This is a genomic window from Streptococcus sp. bf_0095 (assembly GCF_004166885.1).
In the GTDB taxonomy this organism is placed as follows: domain Bacteria; phylum Bacillota; class Bacilli; order Lactobacillales; family Streptococcaceae; genus Streptococcus.
The window spans coordinates 64,015-81,840 of record NZ_RCYU01000004.1 but is presented as its reverse complement, the minus strand read 5'-3'; the positions used below and the strand labels follow the sequence as shown (position 1 = coordinate 81,840).

Sequence of the window (17,826 nt, the reverse complement as noted above, 5' to 3'; positions counted from 1 at the left end):
TTGACGCAGTTCGAACGCTAGTGAGAACTACGATCCTTATTTCTTAGCAAACGTTAGTGAGCTTAGGTACGTTCCTTAAAAAGAAACAAGGTAGTTTAAGAGGGGAATCGATTCCCAACACCTAACAATCAATAATTAGTGAAATATTGGATAGAATATGATTTTAAATCATCAGAGGCATCATTTTTTGCTATAATAGACTGTATGAGTAGAATTTTAGACAATGAAATCATGGGCGATGAAGAGGCCGTTGAACGGACGCTGCGCCCACAATATTTACATGAATATATTGGTCAAGATAAGGTTAAAGACCAGCTAAAAATCTTTATTGAGGCAACCAAGCTTCGGGATGAGGCGCTGGATCATGTCCTTCTTTTTGGCCCTCCAGGGCTTGGGAAAACCACTATGGCCTTTGTCATTGCCAATGAACTGGGTGTCAATCTCAAGCAGACTTCCGGTCCTGTCATTGAAAAGGCTGGTGACTTAGTAGCCATCCTTAATGACTTAGAGCCGGGGGATGTTCTCTTTATCGATGAGATCCACCGTCTGCCTATGTCCGTCGAAGAAGTGCTATACAGCGCCATGGAAGATTTTTACATCGATATTATGATTGGTGCTGGCGAGACCAGCCGGAGTGTCCACCTGGATCTTCCTCCTTTCACTCTGATTGGGGCGACGACTCGAGCTGGGATGCTGTCCAATCCCTTGCGCGCTCGCTTTGGGATTACGGGGCACATGGAATACTATGAGCAAGATGATCTGACAGAGATTGTCGAACGGACCGCCGAGATCTTTGAGATGGAGATTACCCACGAGGCTGCCGAAGAGCTTTCTCTTCGTAGTCGGGGGACTCCTCGGATTGCCAACCGTTTGCTTAAACGGGTGCGTGATTTTGCTCAGATTATGGGTGATGGCTTGATTGATGACACCATTACTGACAAGGCCCTCTCTATGCTAGATGTGGACCATGAAGGACTTGACTATGTCGATCAAAAGATCCTGCGGACCATGATTGAGATGTACGGTGGCGGCCCGGTTGGCCTTGGGACCCTATCGGTCAATATTGCTGAAGAGCGAGAGACCGTAGAAGATATGTATGAGCCTTACTTGATTCAGAAAGGTTTTATCATGCGGACCCGGACAGGGCGCGTGGCGACCCGCAAAGCTTATGAACACCTGGGTTATCCCTACAATGGAGACTAGAAGAAGATGCTGACGGAAGAAGCGATAGTAGAGCAGATCCAAGCGGATCCGGAGATGATGACTGTCTTGGCTATTATTCGGGATCTCAACCTGGCAGACGCTTGGTTAGCAGCAGGTGCGGTGCGCAATTTTATCTGGAACCAGCTTTCTGGCAGACCAGGGTTTGACGCGGCGACGGATCTGGATCTGGTCTTTTATGACCCCGCGATCAGCTATGAGGAGACTCTGCAGATCGAGCAGGGATTAAAGAAGACCTATCCTCAGTATGACTGGGAAGTCAAAAACCAAGTCTACATGCACCAGCATAGCCCGGGGACGGCTCCTTATCATAGTGCCTGTGATGCGGTTTCCAAATACCCCGAGCAGTGTACAGCTCTTGCAGTTTGCTTAAGGAATGATGGTCAGCTAGAGCTCTTTCTCCCCTATGGGACAAGGGATATCGAAGACTTCATCGTTCAGCCGACTCCACATTTTTTAGCTAGTCCCGAGCGTTTGGCAGTTTATAGAGAGCGTATGCGGAAGAAAGATTGGAAACGAAAATGGCCAGCCCTTCAGATCATCCTGCCTAAATAAAAAAAGAAAGTCAGCCCACCTCAACGGTGGACAGGCTTTTTTCGTCTTGCCTCAAAATTATAATTTTAGCAGATTATATTTTTCTCACATTCTGTTATAATAGAAAGGAGGTGCTGTCATGAAAAAAATTGTATTTGTGTGTTTAGGAAATATTTGTCGGAGCCCCATGGCAGAGTTTGTCATGAAGGATTTGACCAACCAGTATGAGATTGAGAGCCGTGCTACTTCTGACTGGGAGCACGGGAACCCTATTCACCAAGGGACTCAAAAGATTTTTCGCAGTCATGGCGTGCCCTATGATGTGTCTAAAACATCCCTTCAAATCAGTGACCAAGATTTTCATACCTTTGATCTGATCTTAGGAATGGATGAGAACAATGTGGCTGACCTCAAACGAATGGCACCGCCTGGAACAGAGCATAAGATTCATCTCTTTGCAGGAGAAAGTGTCCCAGATCCATGGTACACAGGAGATTTCGAAGAGACCTATCGCCGTGTCCTAGCTGGTTGTCAAGAGTGGTTGGAACGATTAGAAGATTAGTTTCGGACTGGCTCCTTAAAGGACTAACCGGCTGAAGATAAAAAGAATGAACAGAGTATGGAAAAAATAAAAGAATTATATGAGACCTATAAGGTCTATGTTACGAGAGAGAATATTGAACGCTTGTCCTTGGGGATTATTGTTCTGTCTGCTTTGTGGGTTTTTCTTTCCTCCATTCCTTTCGGAGGTGTGTTGACCCTCGATAAGGGAGCTATTCGCTACGACGGAAGTGTCGTCCGAGGCAAGATGAATGGCCAAGGGACGGTGACTTTTGAGAACGGGGACACCTACAAGGGCAATTTTGTCAATGGGACCTTTAGTGGTTATGGAACCTTTACAGCCAAGGCTGGCTGGAAATATGAAGGTGAATTTGTCAATGGCCAACCAGAAGGCCAGGGAACCTTGACGACAGAACAAAATGTCGTTTATAAGGGAACGTTTAAACAAGGAATTTATCAAAATGCGAATTAAATGGTTTTCATTGGTACGGATAACGGGACTTCTTCTCGTTCTTCTCTACCATTTCTTTCAAAAAGTTTTTCCTGGTGGATTTATTGGAGTCGATATCTTCTTTACTTTCTCAGGATTTTTGATTACGGCTCTTCTAATCGATGAGTTTGCCCGTCATCAAAAAATTGATCTCAAGGGCTTCCTTAGACGACGCTTCTACCGGATTGTCCCTCCTTTAGTCTTTATGGTCTTGCTGGTCATGCCTTTTACCTTCTTGGTCAGACGAGATTTTATTGCTGGGATTGGGACACAAATTGCGGCCGTCTTTGGCTTTGTGACCAACTTCTATGAGATGTTAAGTGGCGGAAGTTACGAAAGTCAGTTCATCCCTCATCTTTTCATTCATACCTGGAGTTTGGCTCTTGAAGTTCATTACTACGTACTCTGGGCTCTTTTGGCTTGGTTTTTGGGTAAAAAAGCTAAATCAGTTGGCCAATATAGAGGTTATATCTTCCTTTCTTCGACAGGTCTCTTTTTAGTGACCTTCCTGACCTTCTTTGTCGGAGCACTGGTCACGAAGAATTTGTCCAATGTCTATTTTTCTAGCATCGCTCACGTCTTTCCTTTCTTTGTGGGGAGTGCTTTAGCGACAGTGACAGGGATTACAACGACTAGCCCAAATCTTACTCAATTAGTGAAGAAGTTATCTCTACAGAAGACCTTAGCGATTTTAGCTGGTGCTTTTCTAGTCTTGTTGCTCTTGACCTTTATTCTTCCGTTTGATAGTGTTTGGACCTATTTATTTGGCTTTTTAGTAGCGACTCTTGCTGGATCTGTGATGATTGTGATGACTCGTGTCCTCCATGAAAAGACGCCAGATCAGAAAGAACCTGCAGTGATTACCTTTATTGCGGATACAAGTTATGGGGTCTATCTCTTCCACTGGCCCTTTTACATCATCTTTTCTCAATTAATGACCAATGGCTGGGCTTCTCTGCTAACAACACTGGTATCCTTTAGCCTTGCTGCTTTAAGTTTTTATATTATTGAACCAACCTTGGCTGGACGTGAACCAAAGATTTTTGGCATTTCTATGGATCTCAGAAGTTTCACGAAACCACTCTTTTACAGCGCGATTCCGTTGACCTTGCTCATGTTTGGGATTGCACTTTTTGCGCCACGCGTCGGAGCCTTTGATGAAAACCTGATTACCGAAGGGCTTCGTCAATCCGACAGCAAGATGCAGATTACGCGTGCCCAAGTAGACAATGCTTCAGCGACTTCTTACAATGTGTCAGATGGAGTGACCATGATCGGAGATTCTGTAAACCTCCGGGCATCAGATTATTTGAAACAAGTTATGCCGGATATCCAAATGGATGCCTTGGTGAGCCGCAATCTGGACTCAGGCTTAAAAGTATATGAAACGGATATTGCCAATAGAGTCTTGCTCAAGAACGTGGTGATTGCACTTGGAACCAACTCTTCTAATAATTATCAAGAATTGTTGGATAAGTTTGTTCAAGAATTACCAAAAGGACATCGCTTAATCTTTGTGACACCATATGACGGGCGTGAAGCCAATGATAGCAATAGCGTCACCGTTCAGACTCGACAGTATGAGCTGGAGTTGGCTAAAAAATATGACTATGTCTATATAGCAGACTGGTACCAAGCTGCTATCGATAACCCAGCTATTTGGGCTGGAACGGATAATGTTCACTTTGGTTTAGAATCAGATGGTTCCATCGATGTTGGAGGAAACCTATATGCCAACGTTGTGAAAGAAGCAGTTGATCAAGCCAATCAGGGGCCAGTTAAACCGTAGAAATTTACTAAGCTATTTAAGCAATTTTCACTTGAAGAAAATTGCTTTTTTTAATAAAATTAAGAAAACGCTTACAAAAATTGCGTGAAAATATTTGCTTGTGAAATTGAAGTGCTTTCTCAAAAAAATCCTTCAATTTTTTCTTGAAAATACTCCTATATAGAAGGAGAAGGAGGGTTCATAGAAAAAAGTTAAAAAAATCTTTGTGAAACTATTTACAAATTTTCTAAAATAGAGTACAATAATATTGTGAAAAAATTAACAAATCGAAATTTCTTACACTATTCTTGAAAGTTTTTGAAAACAAGAAAAAGTTCCGGAAAAGGATAAGGGTTTCAAACATTGGAGGAAAGCATCAAATGGCTGATAAAAAATCTCTCTCACCTGAAGAAAAGAAACTCGCTGCTGAAAAACACGTAGACGAGTTGGTGCAAAAAGCGCTTGTGGCGCTTGAAGAAATGCACAAATTGGATCAGGAACAAGTAGACTACATCGTTGCAAAAGCATCTGTAGCTGCTCTTGACGCACACGGTGAGCTTGCTCTTCATGCTTATGAAGAAACTGGTCGTGGGGTCTTTGAAGACAAGGCGACAAAGAACTTGTTCGCTTGTGAGCACGTCGTGAACAACATGCGCCACACCAAGACAGTTGGTGTCATTCAAGAAGATGACGTCACAGGTTTGACCCTGATTGCTGAGCCAGTCGGAGTCGTTTGCGGGATCACTCCTACAACCAACCCAACTTCAACAGCAATCTTTAAAGCATTGATTTCCTTGAAGACACGGAACCCTATCGTCTTTGCCTTCCACCCATCTGCTCAAGAATCATCTGCTCATGCGGCACAAATCGTCCGCGATGCAGCGATTAAGGCAGGAGCTCCTGAAAACTGTGTGCAATGGATCACGCAACCATCTATGGAAGCAACTAGTGCGCTTATGAACCACGAAGGTGTTGCAACAATCCTTGCAACAGGTGGGAATGCCATGGTGAAAGCGGCCTACTCATGTGGGAAACCAGCTCTTGGGGTAGGTGCCGGAAACGTTCCGGCTTATGTTGAAAAATCAGCCAATATCCGCCAAGCTGCACACGATATCGTCATGTCTAAATCATTTGACAACGGTATGGTCTGTGCATCTGAACAAGCGGTCATCATCGATAAAGAAATCTACGATGAGTTTGTTGAAGAATTCAAATCTTACCATACTTACTTTGTTAACAAAAAAGAAAAAGCCCTTCTTGAAGAGTTCTGCTTCGGTGTAAAAGCCAATAGCAAGAACTGTGCGGGTGCGAAATTGAATGCGGACATCGTTGGGAAACCAGCAACATGGATCGCTGAACAAGCTGGCTTCTCTGTACCAGAAGGAACCAATATCCTTGCTGCAGAATGTAAAGAAGTTGGTGAAAAAGAGCCGTTGACTCGTGAAAAATTGTCACCAGTTATCGCTGTCTTGAAATCTGAAAGCCGTGAAGACGGAATTAACAAAGCACGCCAAATGGTTGAATTCAACGGTCTTGGTCACTCAGCTGCTATCCATACAGCAGACGAAGAATTGACCAAAGAATTTGGTAAAGCAGTTAAAGCCATTCGTGTCATCTGCAACTCTCCTTCGACTTTCGGTGGTATCGGGGACGTTTACAATGCCTTCTTGCCATCATTGACACTTGGATGTGGTTCTTACGGACGCAACTCTGTTGGGGATAACGTTAGTGCCATCAACCTCTTGAATATCAAAAAAGTCGGACGCCGGAGAAATAACATGCAATGGATGAAACTTCCTTCAAAAACATACTTTGAACGTGATTCAATTGAATACCTACAAAAATGTCGTGACGTTGAACGTGTCATGATCGTTACAGACCACGCTATGGTAGAGCTTGGTTTCCTTGATCGTATCATCGAACAGCTTGACCTTCGTCGCAACAAGGTAGTTTACCAAATCTTTGCTGACGTAGAACCAGATCCAGATATCACAACCGTTGAACGTGGTACAGAGATCATGCGTGCCTTTAAACCAGATACCATCGTCGCTCTTGGTGGTGGATCTCCAATGGATGCGGCTAAAGTAATGTGGCTCTTCTACGAGCAACCAGAAGTGGACTTCCGTGACTTGGTTCAAAAATTCATGGATATCCGTAAACGTGCCTTCAAGTTCCCATTGCTTGGTAAGAAGACTAAATTCATTGCGATCCCAACAACATCTGGTACAGGATCTGAAGTAACGCCATTTGCCGTTATCTCTGATAAAGCAAACAACCGTAAATACCCAATCGCTGACTACTCATTGACACCAACTGTGGCAATCGTAGACCCTGCTTTGGTATTGACAGTTCCAGGATCTGTTGCAGCGGACACTGGTATGGACGTCTTGACTCACGCAACAGAAGCTTACGTATCTCAAATGGCAAGTGACTACACAGATGGTCTTGCGCTTCAAGCCATCAAACTTGTCTTCGAAAACTTGGAAAGCTCAGTGAAGAACGCGGACTTCCATTCACGCGAAAAGATGCACAATGCGTCAACCATCGCAGGTATGGCCTTCGCCAACGCCTTCCTCGGTATTTCTCACTCAATGGCCCACAAGATTGGTGCGCAATTCCACACCATCCACGGACGTACCAATGCGATCTTGCTTCCATACGTTATCCGCTACAACGGTACACGTCCAGCCAAGACAGCGACATGGCCTAAGTACAACTACTACCGTGCAGATGAGAAATATCAAGACATCGCTCGTATGTTAGGACTTCCATGCTCTACACCAGAAGAAGCAGTAGAAGCTTATGCAAAAGCTGTTTACGAGCTTGGTGAGCGCGTAGGTATCCAAATGAACTTCAAAGCACAAGGAATCGATGAAAAAGAATGGAAGAAACATTCTCGTGAATTGGCCTTCCTTGCTTACGAAGATCAATGTTCGCCAGCTAACCCACGTCTTCCAATGGTGGATCATATGCAAGAAATCATCGAAGATGCTTACTACGGTTACAAAGAACGTCCAGGACGTCGTAAATAAGGCGCTACTGAACAAATGATGTTTATCAGCTATCCCTCACTCGAAAGAGTGGGGGATTATTTTTTGAAATACTTTTATAAAAAAACCTAATAAATATGTTGCAAGCGCTTACTTTATATGTTATAATATTCACAAAGTAAAAACTGTAATAAAATGGTTTGATAAAACCAACAAAAAAGGAGTCGCTTATGAAAGCAGCAACATATGTATCCGCAGGAAATCTTCAGTTGATCGATCAACCAAAACCAGTCATCAAGAAACCAACTGATGCAATTGTTCGTTTGGTAAAAACGACCATTTGTGGAACAGACCTCCATATTTTGGGAGGAGATGTTCCAGCTTGTAAAGAAGGAACCATCCTCGGCCACGAAGGAATCGGGATTGTCGAAGAAGTCGGTGATGCGGTTACTAACTTTAAGGTTGGAGATAAGGTTATCATCTCTTGTGTAACGGCTTGTAACACCTGCTACTACTGTAAACGTGGTTTGCCATCTCACTGTGAAGACGGTGGCTGGATTCTTGGTCACTTAATTAACGGAACTCAAGCAGAGTATGTCCATATCCCTCACGCAGATGGCAGTCTCTATCATGCACCTGCCTCTGTTGATGATGAAGCCCTGGTAATGCTCTCAGACATTCTTCCAACTTCCTATGAAATTGGAGTTCTCCCATCTCATGTGAAACCAGGAGACAACGTTTGTATCGTTGGTGCGGGGCCAATTGGTTTAGCAGCTCTTCTAACCGTACAATTCTTCTCTCCAGCAACGATTATCATGGTTGACTTGTCAGAATCTCGTCTGGAAGCTTCTAAGAAGTTTGGTGCTACCCATACCATTTGTTCAAGTGATATTGATGAAATCAAGGCCTTTATCAATGAAGTGACCGATGGCCGTGGTGTTGACATCTCGATGGAATGTGTAGGCTATCCAGCAACCTTCGATGTCTGTCAAAATATTATCTCTGTCGGTGGTCATATTGCCAACGTCGGAGTGCATGGTAAACCAGTTAGCTTCAACCTTGATGACCTTTGGATTAAGAACATCACGCTCAACACTGGTTTGGTCAATGCCAATACAACTGAAATGCTTCTTAATGTATTGAAGTCTGGTAAGATTGACGCTACTAAATTGGTAACACACCACTTTAAACTTTCAGAAGCAGAGAAGGCATACGAAATTTTCAAACATGCTGGCGAAAACAATGCCTTGAAAGTCATTATTGATAACGACCTCAGCTAAGAAGGTTCAATCGTTTGATGCTGAAATAAAAAGGACAGGAACTGTTTCATATTTCTGTCCTTTTTAACAGATGTAGTAGTTGTTCTTGTCACATCTATTTACTTACCGCTCCTAACAAAATATACTATAATATAATTATAAACGTAACATAAATAGAAAGGTGTGATCTTATGAAAATGTTCCATTATCATCGTGAGTTCTGGTTGGACTTCCATTTCTGGCTCTTGGTCTTACTTTTAGTGGCTGTAGCTATGATGACACAGGATCCGCTTTCGGTTGTTAGCCTTGCTTATCTTGCTTTTGTAGGGATTTTGATTCTTCTTCAGGTCTTTCAACCGCAGGTGTCCAATCGCCAGTATCCAGTAGGTAGCTACCATTTCAATTGGGACTTTTATCGTGACACCAGACTGTATATTGATCTCTTTTTATTGGCTGGTCTCTTAGAAGGTCCGTTTACTTCAACGGATATAGTTTATTGGATCTTGCTTGGGGCATTCGTCGGCTCTATTGGCTTTGTGTTTGTCGTAAAGGAAAAACCGGTTCAAAAGGTGGCCTAGTGAATTGAAAGTTCTAGAAGACATTTATTTGGGATCACTTTCCTCTTTTACTACTAATAGTCTTGCAAGCGCCTGGCACCCTGGGGAGGGTCTCCATTCCTTGCCTGATTTTTTAGTCATCTGATTGTCGGTCCAAGTTTTTGTTCCTCTACTTCCTCAGCAACAATAGCTAGCAGGGACTAATCACTTTAGTTGGATCTCTTGTCGGGATAATACGTTATACGTTCGGAATCTCTAGTCCTTGGTCCAGTTGGAGTTCCTGAGCTTGTCTATTGCTTTCCTTACCCTTCCTATTCTTTGCCTTGATGATGAAGAAGGAAGAGGGAGAATAGAAAAAGGTCTTGCTTCGTTCACATAAAAAAATCCTAGCTTTCTTAAAAGCTGGGATTTTTTGAACTGTTTAAGAGATGATAAAGAAGTGGTTAATATTTGCCTCGTTTGCGAGCATATTCGTCAAAGGCGCCAGCGAAGGTTCCCATAAGTAGGGGAGTTGCAATCAGTCCAACAGTGATCCATACGGACCCACCGTCTACATGACTGAGTTCCTGCTCGGACAAGCTTTTAAAACGTATTTCTTCGAGTTTCATGCTTGCTCCTTTCTAGTGCATAATGCCGTTGATGATACTACGGCCAAAATCACGTCCGGAATTGTATAAAATATTCCATGTTTGAACGATGAATTTTGCCGAGTCAAAGACGGAGGCTCCCCCGTCAATGGTCGCAAGTTCAGCTTCCGTTAGGCAAGTATAATGGATGCTTGTATCCATAGCTATCCTCCTTAATGTAAGATCGTGTAGAGTAAATCAATTGCCTCGTTCAGAATGGTGAAAGTGACCATGAAGGCAATGGCAAATTTAGGAAGGTACCCTTCTACCTGTTTGGGTGCTTTTTTATCAAGAATGCAGTACCCTGTCAAAAGGATGAGGGTGATAAATACTAGACTCATAGGGTTCCTCCTTTACCATTTTCGTGTCATATTTCGATGAAAGGCATCAATCAGTTTAGTCGTCCCGATATAGGCAGTGGAAAAACCGGATGCGAATACAAATAAAACTGGTAGTGCTCCACCGTTGATATCACTTAATTCTTCATGCGTGAGCTCTTTAAATTGTACTTGGTTGATCATTGATTTTCTCCTTCAAATTAATTATTTAAACGCTCCCCAAATGGCAGTTCCGACAGCTGTTACACCACCAGCAATAGAGCCAGATAGATAGGGATGAGCAATGATCCAAGCAATCAATGGGATAGCTCCCCCATCGACTTGTGTCAATTCTTCTTCTGTTAAGGGTGTGAATTTTTGTGTGAATTCTGTTGTCATTTAATTTTCCTCTTTCTTTCTTGTTTGTCGCCATCTAGCATCAACTGCTAGATAGATTGTAGCCACAATGGCTAAATTAATCTGTGGTTGAAATGCAATCAGGTGTGCATCATGTAAAACAGTTAATGCGATGATGATTGCAAAGATTATAGTGTGGATAGGCCATCTCATATTTTAATAATCCTAATTCTTATTGAGAAGCAAAGCTAGGGTAATTTTCCAATAGAGCTAGCTTGTATGGGTAGCCTTTTATTCATCTTGTGTCAGCTAAGCTGATTAGATGAAGCAAGGATAAGGTCAATAGCCAATGCTGTGTTTTTCTTACGTTTCAAGGTTTTAGTTTAAAACAACATCAATGAAAGCAAGATTAATAGAACAAAAGCTTTGGTATTCTTTTTCATGTTTGGTATTCCCTTTCCTTATTTATTTACGGAAGAAGTAATACAAAAACCATGGGATGATAATGGGAGTATAGTACATCTGAGGTCCTCCTTTCTTTTTGTTTGGTCACTTATACTATTCGTATAAAAATCTGGAAATGGAAAAAATTTCTTAAAAAATTTTAGAATGTTTGCATCTCTGAAACTAGTTTCAGAGGAATGGAAGAATAGTATAAAATATGAAACTATTATCAATTTGATTAGTTAATATTGTAAGCGCTTTAAAAATACTATATAATAACTTTACAAGTACTCGAGTTGACGTAATAAACAAAGGAGATGGAATGTATGTCCAAGATCACGAAAGAAGAATTAATTCAACAGATCAAAGACGGCATTATCGTTTCTTGTCAGGCGCTTCCTCATGAACCTCTCTACACAGAGGCTGGAGGTGTGATTCCTCTCTTAGCTAAAGCAGCTGAGCAAGGAGGAGCGGTTGGAATCCGGGCCAATAGCGTCCGCGATATCAAAGAAATCAAGGAAGTGACAAAGCTTCCGATTATCGGGATTATCAAACGAGATTATCCTCCTGAAGAACCATTCATTACTGCTACGATGAAAGAAGTAGATGAATTGGCCGTATTAGATATCGCAGTGATTGCACTGGATTGTACCAAACGTCCGCGTCATGACGGTCTATCGATTGTCGACTTTATCCACCAAGTGAAGGAGAAATATCCTGACCAACTCTTGATGGCAGATATCAGCACCTTTGAAGAAGGCTTAACAGCTGTCGAAGCAGGGGTTGATTTTGTCGGAACGACCTTATCTGGGTACACCGATTACAGTCCGAAAATAGACGGACCAGACATCGACTTGATTCGCCAACTCTGCCAAGCGGGTGTCGATGTGATTGCTGAAGGTAAGATCCACTATCCTGCACAAGCCAAAGAAATTCTCGACCTGGGGGTCAGAGGGGTTGTAGTAGGAGGAGCTATTACGCGACCTAAAGAAATTACAGAACGCTTCGTCGCAGCTTTAAAATAGAAAAAAAGAACAGTAAAAAGAGACAAGGAGGAAGCTAGGAAGAGAGAAGTCACCCAGTAGAAATGAGAATACTTAATGACCACTGTCCTCAGTGAGGATACACTAAGTAAGAGAAATCTTACCGCAAACGTGAGGAGAAATCACATGAAAATGAAAAAAGTACTGTACTCGTTAGTAGCTGGTGCAGCGGTGCTAGCACTTGCAGCTTGTGGATCTGGAGGAGGATCTAAGTCTGAATCTTCAAGCGATAACTCTGGTAAAACAGAAATCACTTGGTGGGCCTTCCCAGTCTTTACTCAAGAGAAAGCTGATGATGGTGTAGGTACCTACGAAAAATCTATTATCGAAGCTTTCGAAAAAGCCAATCCAGATATCAAGGTTAAACTAGAAACCATCGACTTCAAATCTGGTCCTGAAAAGATTACAACAGCTATTGAAGCTGGAACTGCTCCAGATGTGCTCTTTGACGCACCAGGGCGGATCATCCAATATGGTAAAAATGGTAAATTGGCTGATTTGAATGATCTCTTTACAGAAGATTTTGTAAAAGATGTCAACAACGACAATATCATCCAAGCTAGCAAGGCTGGCGACACTGCCTACATGTATCCAATCAGTTCAGCACCATTCTACATGGCCATGAACAAGAAAATGTTGGAAGATGCAGGAGTTCTAGACCTTGTCAAAGAAGGCTGGACAACAGATGACTTCGAAAAAGTCTTGAAAGCTTTGAAAGACAAGGGTTATACACCAGGATCACTCTTCAGTAATGGTCAAGGTGGAGACCAAGGTACTCGTGCCTTTATCGCCAACCTTTACGGTGGTTCTGTAACAGATGAAAAAGTAACCAAGTATACAACGGATGATCCAAAATTTGTCAAAGGTTTAGAAAAAGCTTCTAAATGGATCAATGACGGTTTGATGATGAATGGTTCCCAATTTGATGGTGGAGCAGACATCCAAAACTTTGCCAACGGTCAAACTTCTTACACTATCTTGTGGGCACCTTCACAAAACGGTATCCAAGCTAAATTGTTGGACGCAAGTAAAGTTGAAGTAGTCGAAGTACCATTCCCATCTGATTCAGGCAAACCAAAATTGGAATACCTTGTCAATGGTTTTGCAGTCTTCAACAACAAGGATGAAAAGAAAGTAGCAGCAGCTAAGAAATTTGTTCAATTCATCGCAGATGACAAAGAATGGGGTCCTAAGAACGTTGTTCGTACAGGTGCCTTCCCAGTTCGTAGCTCATTTGGTAAATTGTATGATGACAAACGGATGGAAACCATCAGCACTTGGACTAAATACTACTCACCATACTACAACACAATCGACGGCTTTGCAGAAATGCGTACACTTTGGTTCCCAATGTTGCAATCTGTTTCAAACGGAGATGAAAAAGCAGAAGATGCTTTGAAGACATTCACCGAAAAAGCAAACGAAACGATCAAGAAAAAATAGATCATCTATGAAATTAAAATGATCCTTTCATAGAAATAAGAAAGCATAGGCCCCTCGATTTCTTATCTCCATGTGTAGATTGAAAGAGGGGCCTTTGTGTTTTCATTCTTCCTATTGATTCTTTATTTGAAGCAACATGGAATTGCTTCAAATAAAGAATCAAGTAATCAAAATAGAAAAAGAACATCAGGAGGTGCCTTATTGTGAAGGTAAACAAAATCCGAATGAGGGAGACGCTGGTTTCCTACGCATTCTTAGCACCCATTTTAATCTTCTTTATTGTCTTTGTATTAGCACCAATGATTATGGGGTTTGTCACTAGTTTCTTCAATTACTCTATGACCTCCTTCAAATTTGTTGGTTTTGAAAATTATTCCCGCATGTTTGCGGATAAGGTCTTTATCAAGTCCTTGATCAATACCGTTATCATCGTTATTGGATCCGTTCCAATCGTAGTATTGTTTTCCTTGTTTGTGGCTTCTCAGACCTATCATCAAAATGCCATTGCCCGTTCCTTCTATCGTTTCGTCTTCTTCCTTCCTGTTGTTACAGGGAGTGTAGCCGTTACAGTGGTATGGAAATGGATCTATGATCCACTATCAGGTATTTTGAACTTTGTATTGAAATCTGGACATGTCATCAACCAAAATATTTCTTGGTTGGGGGACAAACACTGGGCTTTGATGGCCATCATCATTATTTTGTTGACCACCTCTGTTGGTCAACCAATCATCCTCTACATCGCAGCTATGGGAAATATTGATAATTCTCTCGTAGAAGCAGCGCGTGTCGATGGTGCGACAGAACTTCAAGTTTTCTGGAAGATCAAATGGCCAAGCTTGTTGCCAACAACCCTGTATATTGCGATCATTACGACCATTAACTCTTTCCAATGTTTCGCCTTGATCCAATTGTTGACATCTGGTGGTCCTAACTACTCAACAAGTACCCTTATGTACTACTTATATGAAAAAGCCTTTAAACTCTCTGAATACGGTTATGCCAACACCATGGGTGTCTTCCTTGCGGTGATGATTGCCATTATTAGTTTTGCGCAATTCAAGATCCTCGGAAACGACGTAGAATACTAAAGAAAGGAGCCTCAGATGAAATCAACACAAAAGAAACCCATCACTGCCTTTACAGTGATTTCCACCATCGTTTTGCTCCTTTTGACAGTCTTGTTCATTTTCCCATTTTATTGGATTTTGACAGGGGCCTTTAAGTCTCAACCAGATACCATTATGATCCCACCTCAGTGGTGGCCAAAGACACCAACCATGGAAAATTTCCAACAGTTGATGGTACAAAACCCAGCTCTACAATGGTTGTGGAACAGTGTCTTCATCTCCCTTGCCACCATGCTCTTAGTGTGTATGACCTCTTCCTTGGCAGGATATGTCTTAGCTAAGAAACGCTTCTATGGTCAACGAATTCTCTTCGCTACCTTTATCGCAGCCATGGCCCTTCCGAAGCAAGTTGTCTTGGTTCCATTGGTACGGATTATCAACTTTATGGGAATCCACGACACCCTAGCAGCGGTTATCTTGCCACTGGTTGGATGGCCATTTGGGGTCTTCTTGATGAAGCAGTTTAGTGAAAACATCCCAACAGAACTCTTAGAATCCGCTAAGATCGATGGTTGTGGAGAGTTACGGACTTTCTGGAGCGTTGCCTTTCCGATTGTCAAGCCGGGATTTGCAGCCCTTGCCATCTTCACCTTCATTAACACTTGGAACGATTACTTTATGCAATTGGTGATGCTGACCTCTCGTCAAAACTTGACCATTTCACTAGGGGTTGCGACCATGCAGGCTGAAATGGCAACCAACTATGGCTTGATCATGGCTGGGGCAGCCCTAGCTGCGGTGCCAATCGTTACGGTCTTCCTTGTCTTCCAAAAATCTTTCACACAAGGGATTACTATGGGAGCGGTCAAAGGATAAGTTGTCCGCTTGGACAAACGATAGTTGTGTACAGATACTTTTTTCTAGGCTGAGAGGTGTAGGGCTCTTGCGAGCTCCGCACCTCATCAGTGCCCTAGAAGGGGCTGGGGAAGAAACCGCTTGTTTTCTTTTCTCGTCTTAAGAAGTGTCGAAAGGATGAGTATATGATATTTGATGATTTAAAAAACATCACCTTTTACAAGGGAATCCACCCCAATCTAGATCAGGCCATTGATTTTCTCTATGAGCATCGGAAGGATTCTTTTGAATTGGGGAGATACGATATTGATGGGGATAAGGTTTTTCTACTTGTTCAAGAAAATACCCTCAATAAAGAAGAAAGCAACCGCTTTGAGCACCACAAAAAATATGCCGATTTGCATCTATTGGTAGAAGGGCATGAGTTTTCGAGTTATGGATCTCGTGTGACAGATGAGGCTATCGCATTTGATGAAGCATCGGACATCGGTTTTGTCCATTGTCAGGAGTCTTATCCGCTACATCTGGGTTATCATAATTTTGCGATTTTCTTCCCAGGAGAACCTCACCAGCCCAATGGTTATGCGGGTCAAGAAGATAAGGTTCGAAAACAGTTAGTGAAGATTTTAATCGATTAAGAGAGTCAGAAAGGAGACGGTATGTCACAAAGAGAAACAGGATTGATCAAAACAGTTTTTAATACAGATAATCTGGTGATGCGAATCAGCGAGAAAATAGCGGACTTAGTCACAGTCAATCTTCTTTTTGTGCTGAGCTGTCTACCGATTGTTACCATCGGAATCGCGAAGATTAGTTTGTATCAAACGGTTTTTGCGATCAAACATCAGCGTCGCCTACCAGTCATTCGGACCTACATCAGCGCCTTTCGCGAAAATTGGAAGTTGGGTCTTCAGCTCGGAGGAATTGAGTTGCTCGTTTCAGGGATCTGTCTCTTTGACTTGTTGCTCTTTTGGAACCAGACAGCTTTGCCGATGCAGGTGTTAAAAGCTGTGTGTCTAGGACTCTTCATATTCCTAGTTCTGGTCATGCTAGCGGCCTATCCAATTGCGGCGCGTTACCGCTTGACTTGGGTAGAGTGTCTTCAAAAAGCTCTGATTGTAACCGGTTTGTATTTCCCATGGTTTTTCGTTATGGGGACTTTCTTGTTGCTAGTAGCTATGGTTTTTGTGACTTCTGTCTTAAGCTTTCTACTAGGGCTCATGGTCTTCTTCTTGATTGGTTTTTCTAGCCTGACCTTCCTACAGGTTGGATTGATGGAAAAAATATTTGCTCGTTTTAAAGAATAAAAAAGAAAAAATAGGATTTTGTAAACATTCGTGAAAGGAAAAAAGAATGTCAGATTTAAAAAAATATGAAGGAGTCATCCCAGCTTTTTACGCTTGCTATGATGACCAAGGAGAAATTAGCCCGGAGCGGGTGCGTGCTCTCGTAGAATATTTTATCGCGAAAGGTGTGCAGGGCTTGTATGTCAACGGATCTTCCGGCGAATGTATCTATCAGAGTGTGGCCGATCGCAAGCTAGTCTTAGAAGAAGTCATGGCAGTGGCTAAAGGAAAATTGACCATCATCGCTCACGTGGCCTGCAACAATACCAAGGACAGCGTGGAATTGGCACGACATGCAGAAGAGCTAGGAGTAGATGCCATTGCGGCCATTCCGCCAATTTATTTCCGCTTGCCAGAATACAGTGTTGCCCACTACTGGAATGAAATCAGCGCAGCAGCGCCAAACACAGACTTTGTCATCTACAATATCCCGCAATTGGCAGGGGTAGCTTTGACACCGAGTCTGTATAAAGAAATGTTGAAAAATCCACGGGTGATTGGGGTGAAGAATTCCTCTATGCCTGTTCAGGATATTCAGACCTTTGCTTCTTTGGGAGGCGATGACCATATCGTCTTTAATGGTCCAGATGAACAATTCTTAGGTGGCCGTCTTATGGGAGCAGGAGCGGGTATTGGAGGCACTTATGGTGCCATGCCTGAGCTCTTCTTGAAACTCAATCAATTGATTGCGGACAAGGATTTGGAGACTGCGCGTGCCTTGCAGTTTGCCATCAATGGTATCATCGGAGTCTTGACGTCTGCTCATGGAAACATGTATGGAGTCATTAAAGAAGTCTTGCGGATCAATGAAGGTCTAGAACTGGGATCTGTTCGGAGTCCATTAACTCCAGTAACTGAAGCTGACCAGGAAGTGGTTCAAAAGGCAGCTAGTTTAATCCGTGAAGTCAAGGAACGTTTTCTTTAAAAAGGAATGGAAATCGGAAA

20 protein-coding genes are annotated in these 17,826 nt (G+C 42.6%); 15 read left to right on the top strand and 5 right to left on the bottom strand.

Annotation, left to right across the window (positions count from 1 at the left end):
• The first annotated feature begins 204 nt into the window (after positions 1 to 204).
• From ruvB to EAI95_RS09240, 8 genes are all read left to right on the top strand, one after another.
• Positions 205 to 1,203, top strand: a complete 999-nt coding sequence (gene ruvB, locus EAI95_RS09275) for a Holliday junction branch migration DNA helicase RuvB (protein WP_129822779.1) — start codon at positions 205 to 207, stop codon at positions 1,201 to 1,203.
• Positions 1,204 to 1,209: 6 nt separating this feature from the next.
• A complete protein-coding gene (locus EAI95_RS09270) occupies positions 1,210 to 1,776 on the top strand; it encodes a nucleotidyltransferase family protein (protein ID WP_129822778.1) in 567 nt (188 codons plus the stop codon).
• A 118-nt stretch (positions 1,777 to 1,894) separates the two neighbouring features.
• Positions 1,895 to 2,317: a low molecular weight protein-tyrosine-phosphatase gene (locus tag EAI95_RS09265; protein WP_129822777.1), complete on the top strand. Its 423-nt coding sequence runs from the start codon at positions 1,895 to 1,897 to the stop codon at positions 2,315 to 2,317.
• A 57-nt stretch (positions 2,318 to 2,374) separates the two neighbouring features.
• Complete coding sequence (locus EAI95_RS09260; protein ID WP_129270555.1) at positions 2,375 to 2,788, top strand: hypothetical protein; 414 nt, start codon at positions 2,375 to 2,377, stop codon at positions 2,786 to 2,788.
• The gene (locus EAI95_RS09255) at positions 2,778 to 4,595 is read left to right on the top strand and encodes an acyltransferase family protein (RefSeq protein ID WP_129822776.1); all 1,818 of its coding nucleotides are present in this window, start codon (positions 2,778 to 2,780) and stop codon (positions 4,593 to 4,595) included. Before EAI95_RS09260 ends, EAI95_RS09255 begins: the two co-directional genes overlap by 11 nt.
• A gap of 359 nt (positions 4,596 to 4,954) precedes the next feature.
• A complete protein-coding gene (gene adhE / locus EAI95_RS09250; protein ID WP_129822775.1) occupies positions 4,955 to 7,606 on the top strand; it encodes a bifunctional acetaldehyde-CoA/alcohol dehydrogenase in 2,652 nt (883 codons plus the stop codon).
• A gap of 188 nt (positions 7,607 to 7,794) precedes the next feature.
• Positions 7,795 to 8,844: a zinc-dependent alcohol dehydrogenase family protein gene (locus tag EAI95_RS09245; protein WP_023027479.1), complete on the top strand. Its 1,050-nt coding sequence runs from the start codon at positions 7,795 to 7,797 to the stop codon at positions 8,842 to 8,844.
• 170 nt (positions 8,845 to 9,014) lie between these two features.
• Positions 9,015 to 9,401: a hypothetical protein gene (locus EAI95_RS09240; RefSeq protein WP_023024909.1), complete on the top strand. Its 387-nt coding sequence runs from the start codon at positions 9,015 to 9,017 to the stop codon at positions 9,399 to 9,401.
• A gap of 422 nt (positions 9,402 to 9,823) precedes the next feature.
• Here EAI95_RS09240 and EAI95_RS09235 read toward each other — a convergent pair whose 3' ends face one another.
• Genes EAI95_RS09235 through EAI95_RS09220 form a run of 5 tightly spaced genes read right to left on the bottom strand, consistent with a single transcriptional unit; the run spans position 9,824 to position 10,722 of the window.
• The gene (locus EAI95_RS09235; RefSeq protein ID WP_023024911.1) at positions 9,824 to 9,988 is read right to left on the bottom strand and encodes a bacteriocin; all 165 of its coding nucleotides are present in this window, start codon (positions 9,986 to 9,988) and stop codon (positions 9,824 to 9,826) included.
• Positions 9,989 to 10,000: 12 nt separating this feature from the next.
• Positions 10,001 to 10,168, bottom strand: coding sequence for a hypothetical protein (locus EAI95_RS09230; RefSeq protein ID WP_023024913.1), 168 nt, complete (start codon positions 10,166 to 10,168; stop codon positions 10,001 to 10,003).
• 11 nt (positions 10,169 to 10,179) lie between these two features.
• Complete coding sequence (locus EAI95_RS09990) at positions 10,180 to 10,347, bottom strand: hypothetical protein (protein WP_023024914.1); 168 nt, start codon at positions 10,345 to 10,347, stop codon at positions 10,180 to 10,182.
• Between the two features lie 12 nt (positions 10,348 to 10,359).
• Complete coding sequence (locus EAI95_RS09225; RefSeq protein WP_023024916.1) at positions 10,360 to 10,527, bottom strand: class IIb bacteriocin, lactobin A/cerein 7B family; 168 nt, start codon at positions 10,525 to 10,527, stop codon at positions 10,360 to 10,362.
• A 21-nt stretch (positions 10,528 to 10,548) separates the two neighbouring features.
• Complete coding sequence (locus EAI95_RS09220) at positions 10,549 to 10,722, bottom strand: Blp family class II bacteriocin (RefSeq protein ID WP_117745137.1); 174 nt, start codon at positions 10,720 to 10,722, stop codon at positions 10,549 to 10,551.
• A 728-nt stretch (positions 10,723 to 11,450) separates the two neighbouring features.
• Between EAI95_RS09220 and EAI95_RS09210 the strand changes: the two genes are divergently transcribed.
• The 7 genes from EAI95_RS09210 (at position 11,451) to EAI95_RS09180 (ending at position 17,806) form a co-directional block, all read left to right on the top strand.
• The gene (locus tag EAI95_RS09210) at positions 11,451 to 12,149 is read left to right on the top strand and encodes an N-acetylmannosamine-6-phosphate 2-epimerase (protein ID WP_129822774.1); all 699 of its coding nucleotides are present in this window, start codon (positions 11,451 to 11,453) and stop codon (positions 12,147 to 12,149) included.
• A 144-nt stretch (positions 12,150 to 12,293) separates the two neighbouring features.
• Positions 12,294 to 13,610: an ABC transporter substrate-binding protein gene (locus EAI95_RS09205; RefSeq protein ID WP_120701401.1), complete on the top strand. Its 1,317-nt coding sequence runs from the start codon at positions 12,294 to 12,296 to the stop codon at positions 13,608 to 13,610.
• 203 nt (positions 13,611 to 13,813) lie between these two features.
• Complete coding sequence (locus tag EAI95_RS09200) at positions 13,814 to 14,701, top strand: sugar ABC transporter permease (protein WP_023027490.1); 888 nt, start codon at positions 13,814 to 13,816, stop codon at positions 14,699 to 14,701.
• A gap of 15 nt (positions 14,702 to 14,716) precedes the next feature.
• Entirely contained in the window at positions 14,717 to 15,556 is an 840-nt protein-coding gene (locus EAI95_RS09195; RefSeq protein WP_023027491.1) for a carbohydrate ABC transporter permease, read from the top strand.
• A 164-nt stretch (positions 15,557 to 15,720) separates the two neighbouring features.
• The gene (locus EAI95_RS09190; protein WP_129822773.1) at positions 15,721 to 16,173 is read left to right on the top strand and encodes a YhcH/YjgK/YiaL family protein; all 453 of its coding nucleotides are present in this window, start codon (positions 15,721 to 15,723) and stop codon (positions 16,171 to 16,173) included.
• A gap of 21 nt (positions 16,174 to 16,194) precedes the next feature.
• Positions 16,195 to 16,842 (top strand): YesL family protein, encoded by a 648-nt coding sequence (locus EAI95_RS09185; RefSeq protein ID WP_123159730.1) that lies wholly within the window; start codon positions 16,195 to 16,197, stop codon positions 16,840 to 16,842.
• 46 nt (positions 16,843 to 16,888) lie between these two features.
• The gene (locus tag EAI95_RS09180) at positions 16,889 to 17,806 is read left to right on the top strand and encodes a dihydrodipicolinate synthase family protein (protein WP_129822772.1); all 918 of its coding nucleotides are present in this window, start codon (positions 16,889 to 16,891) and stop codon (positions 17,804 to 17,806) included.
• Positions 17,807 to 17,826 lie beyond the last annotated feature (20 nt).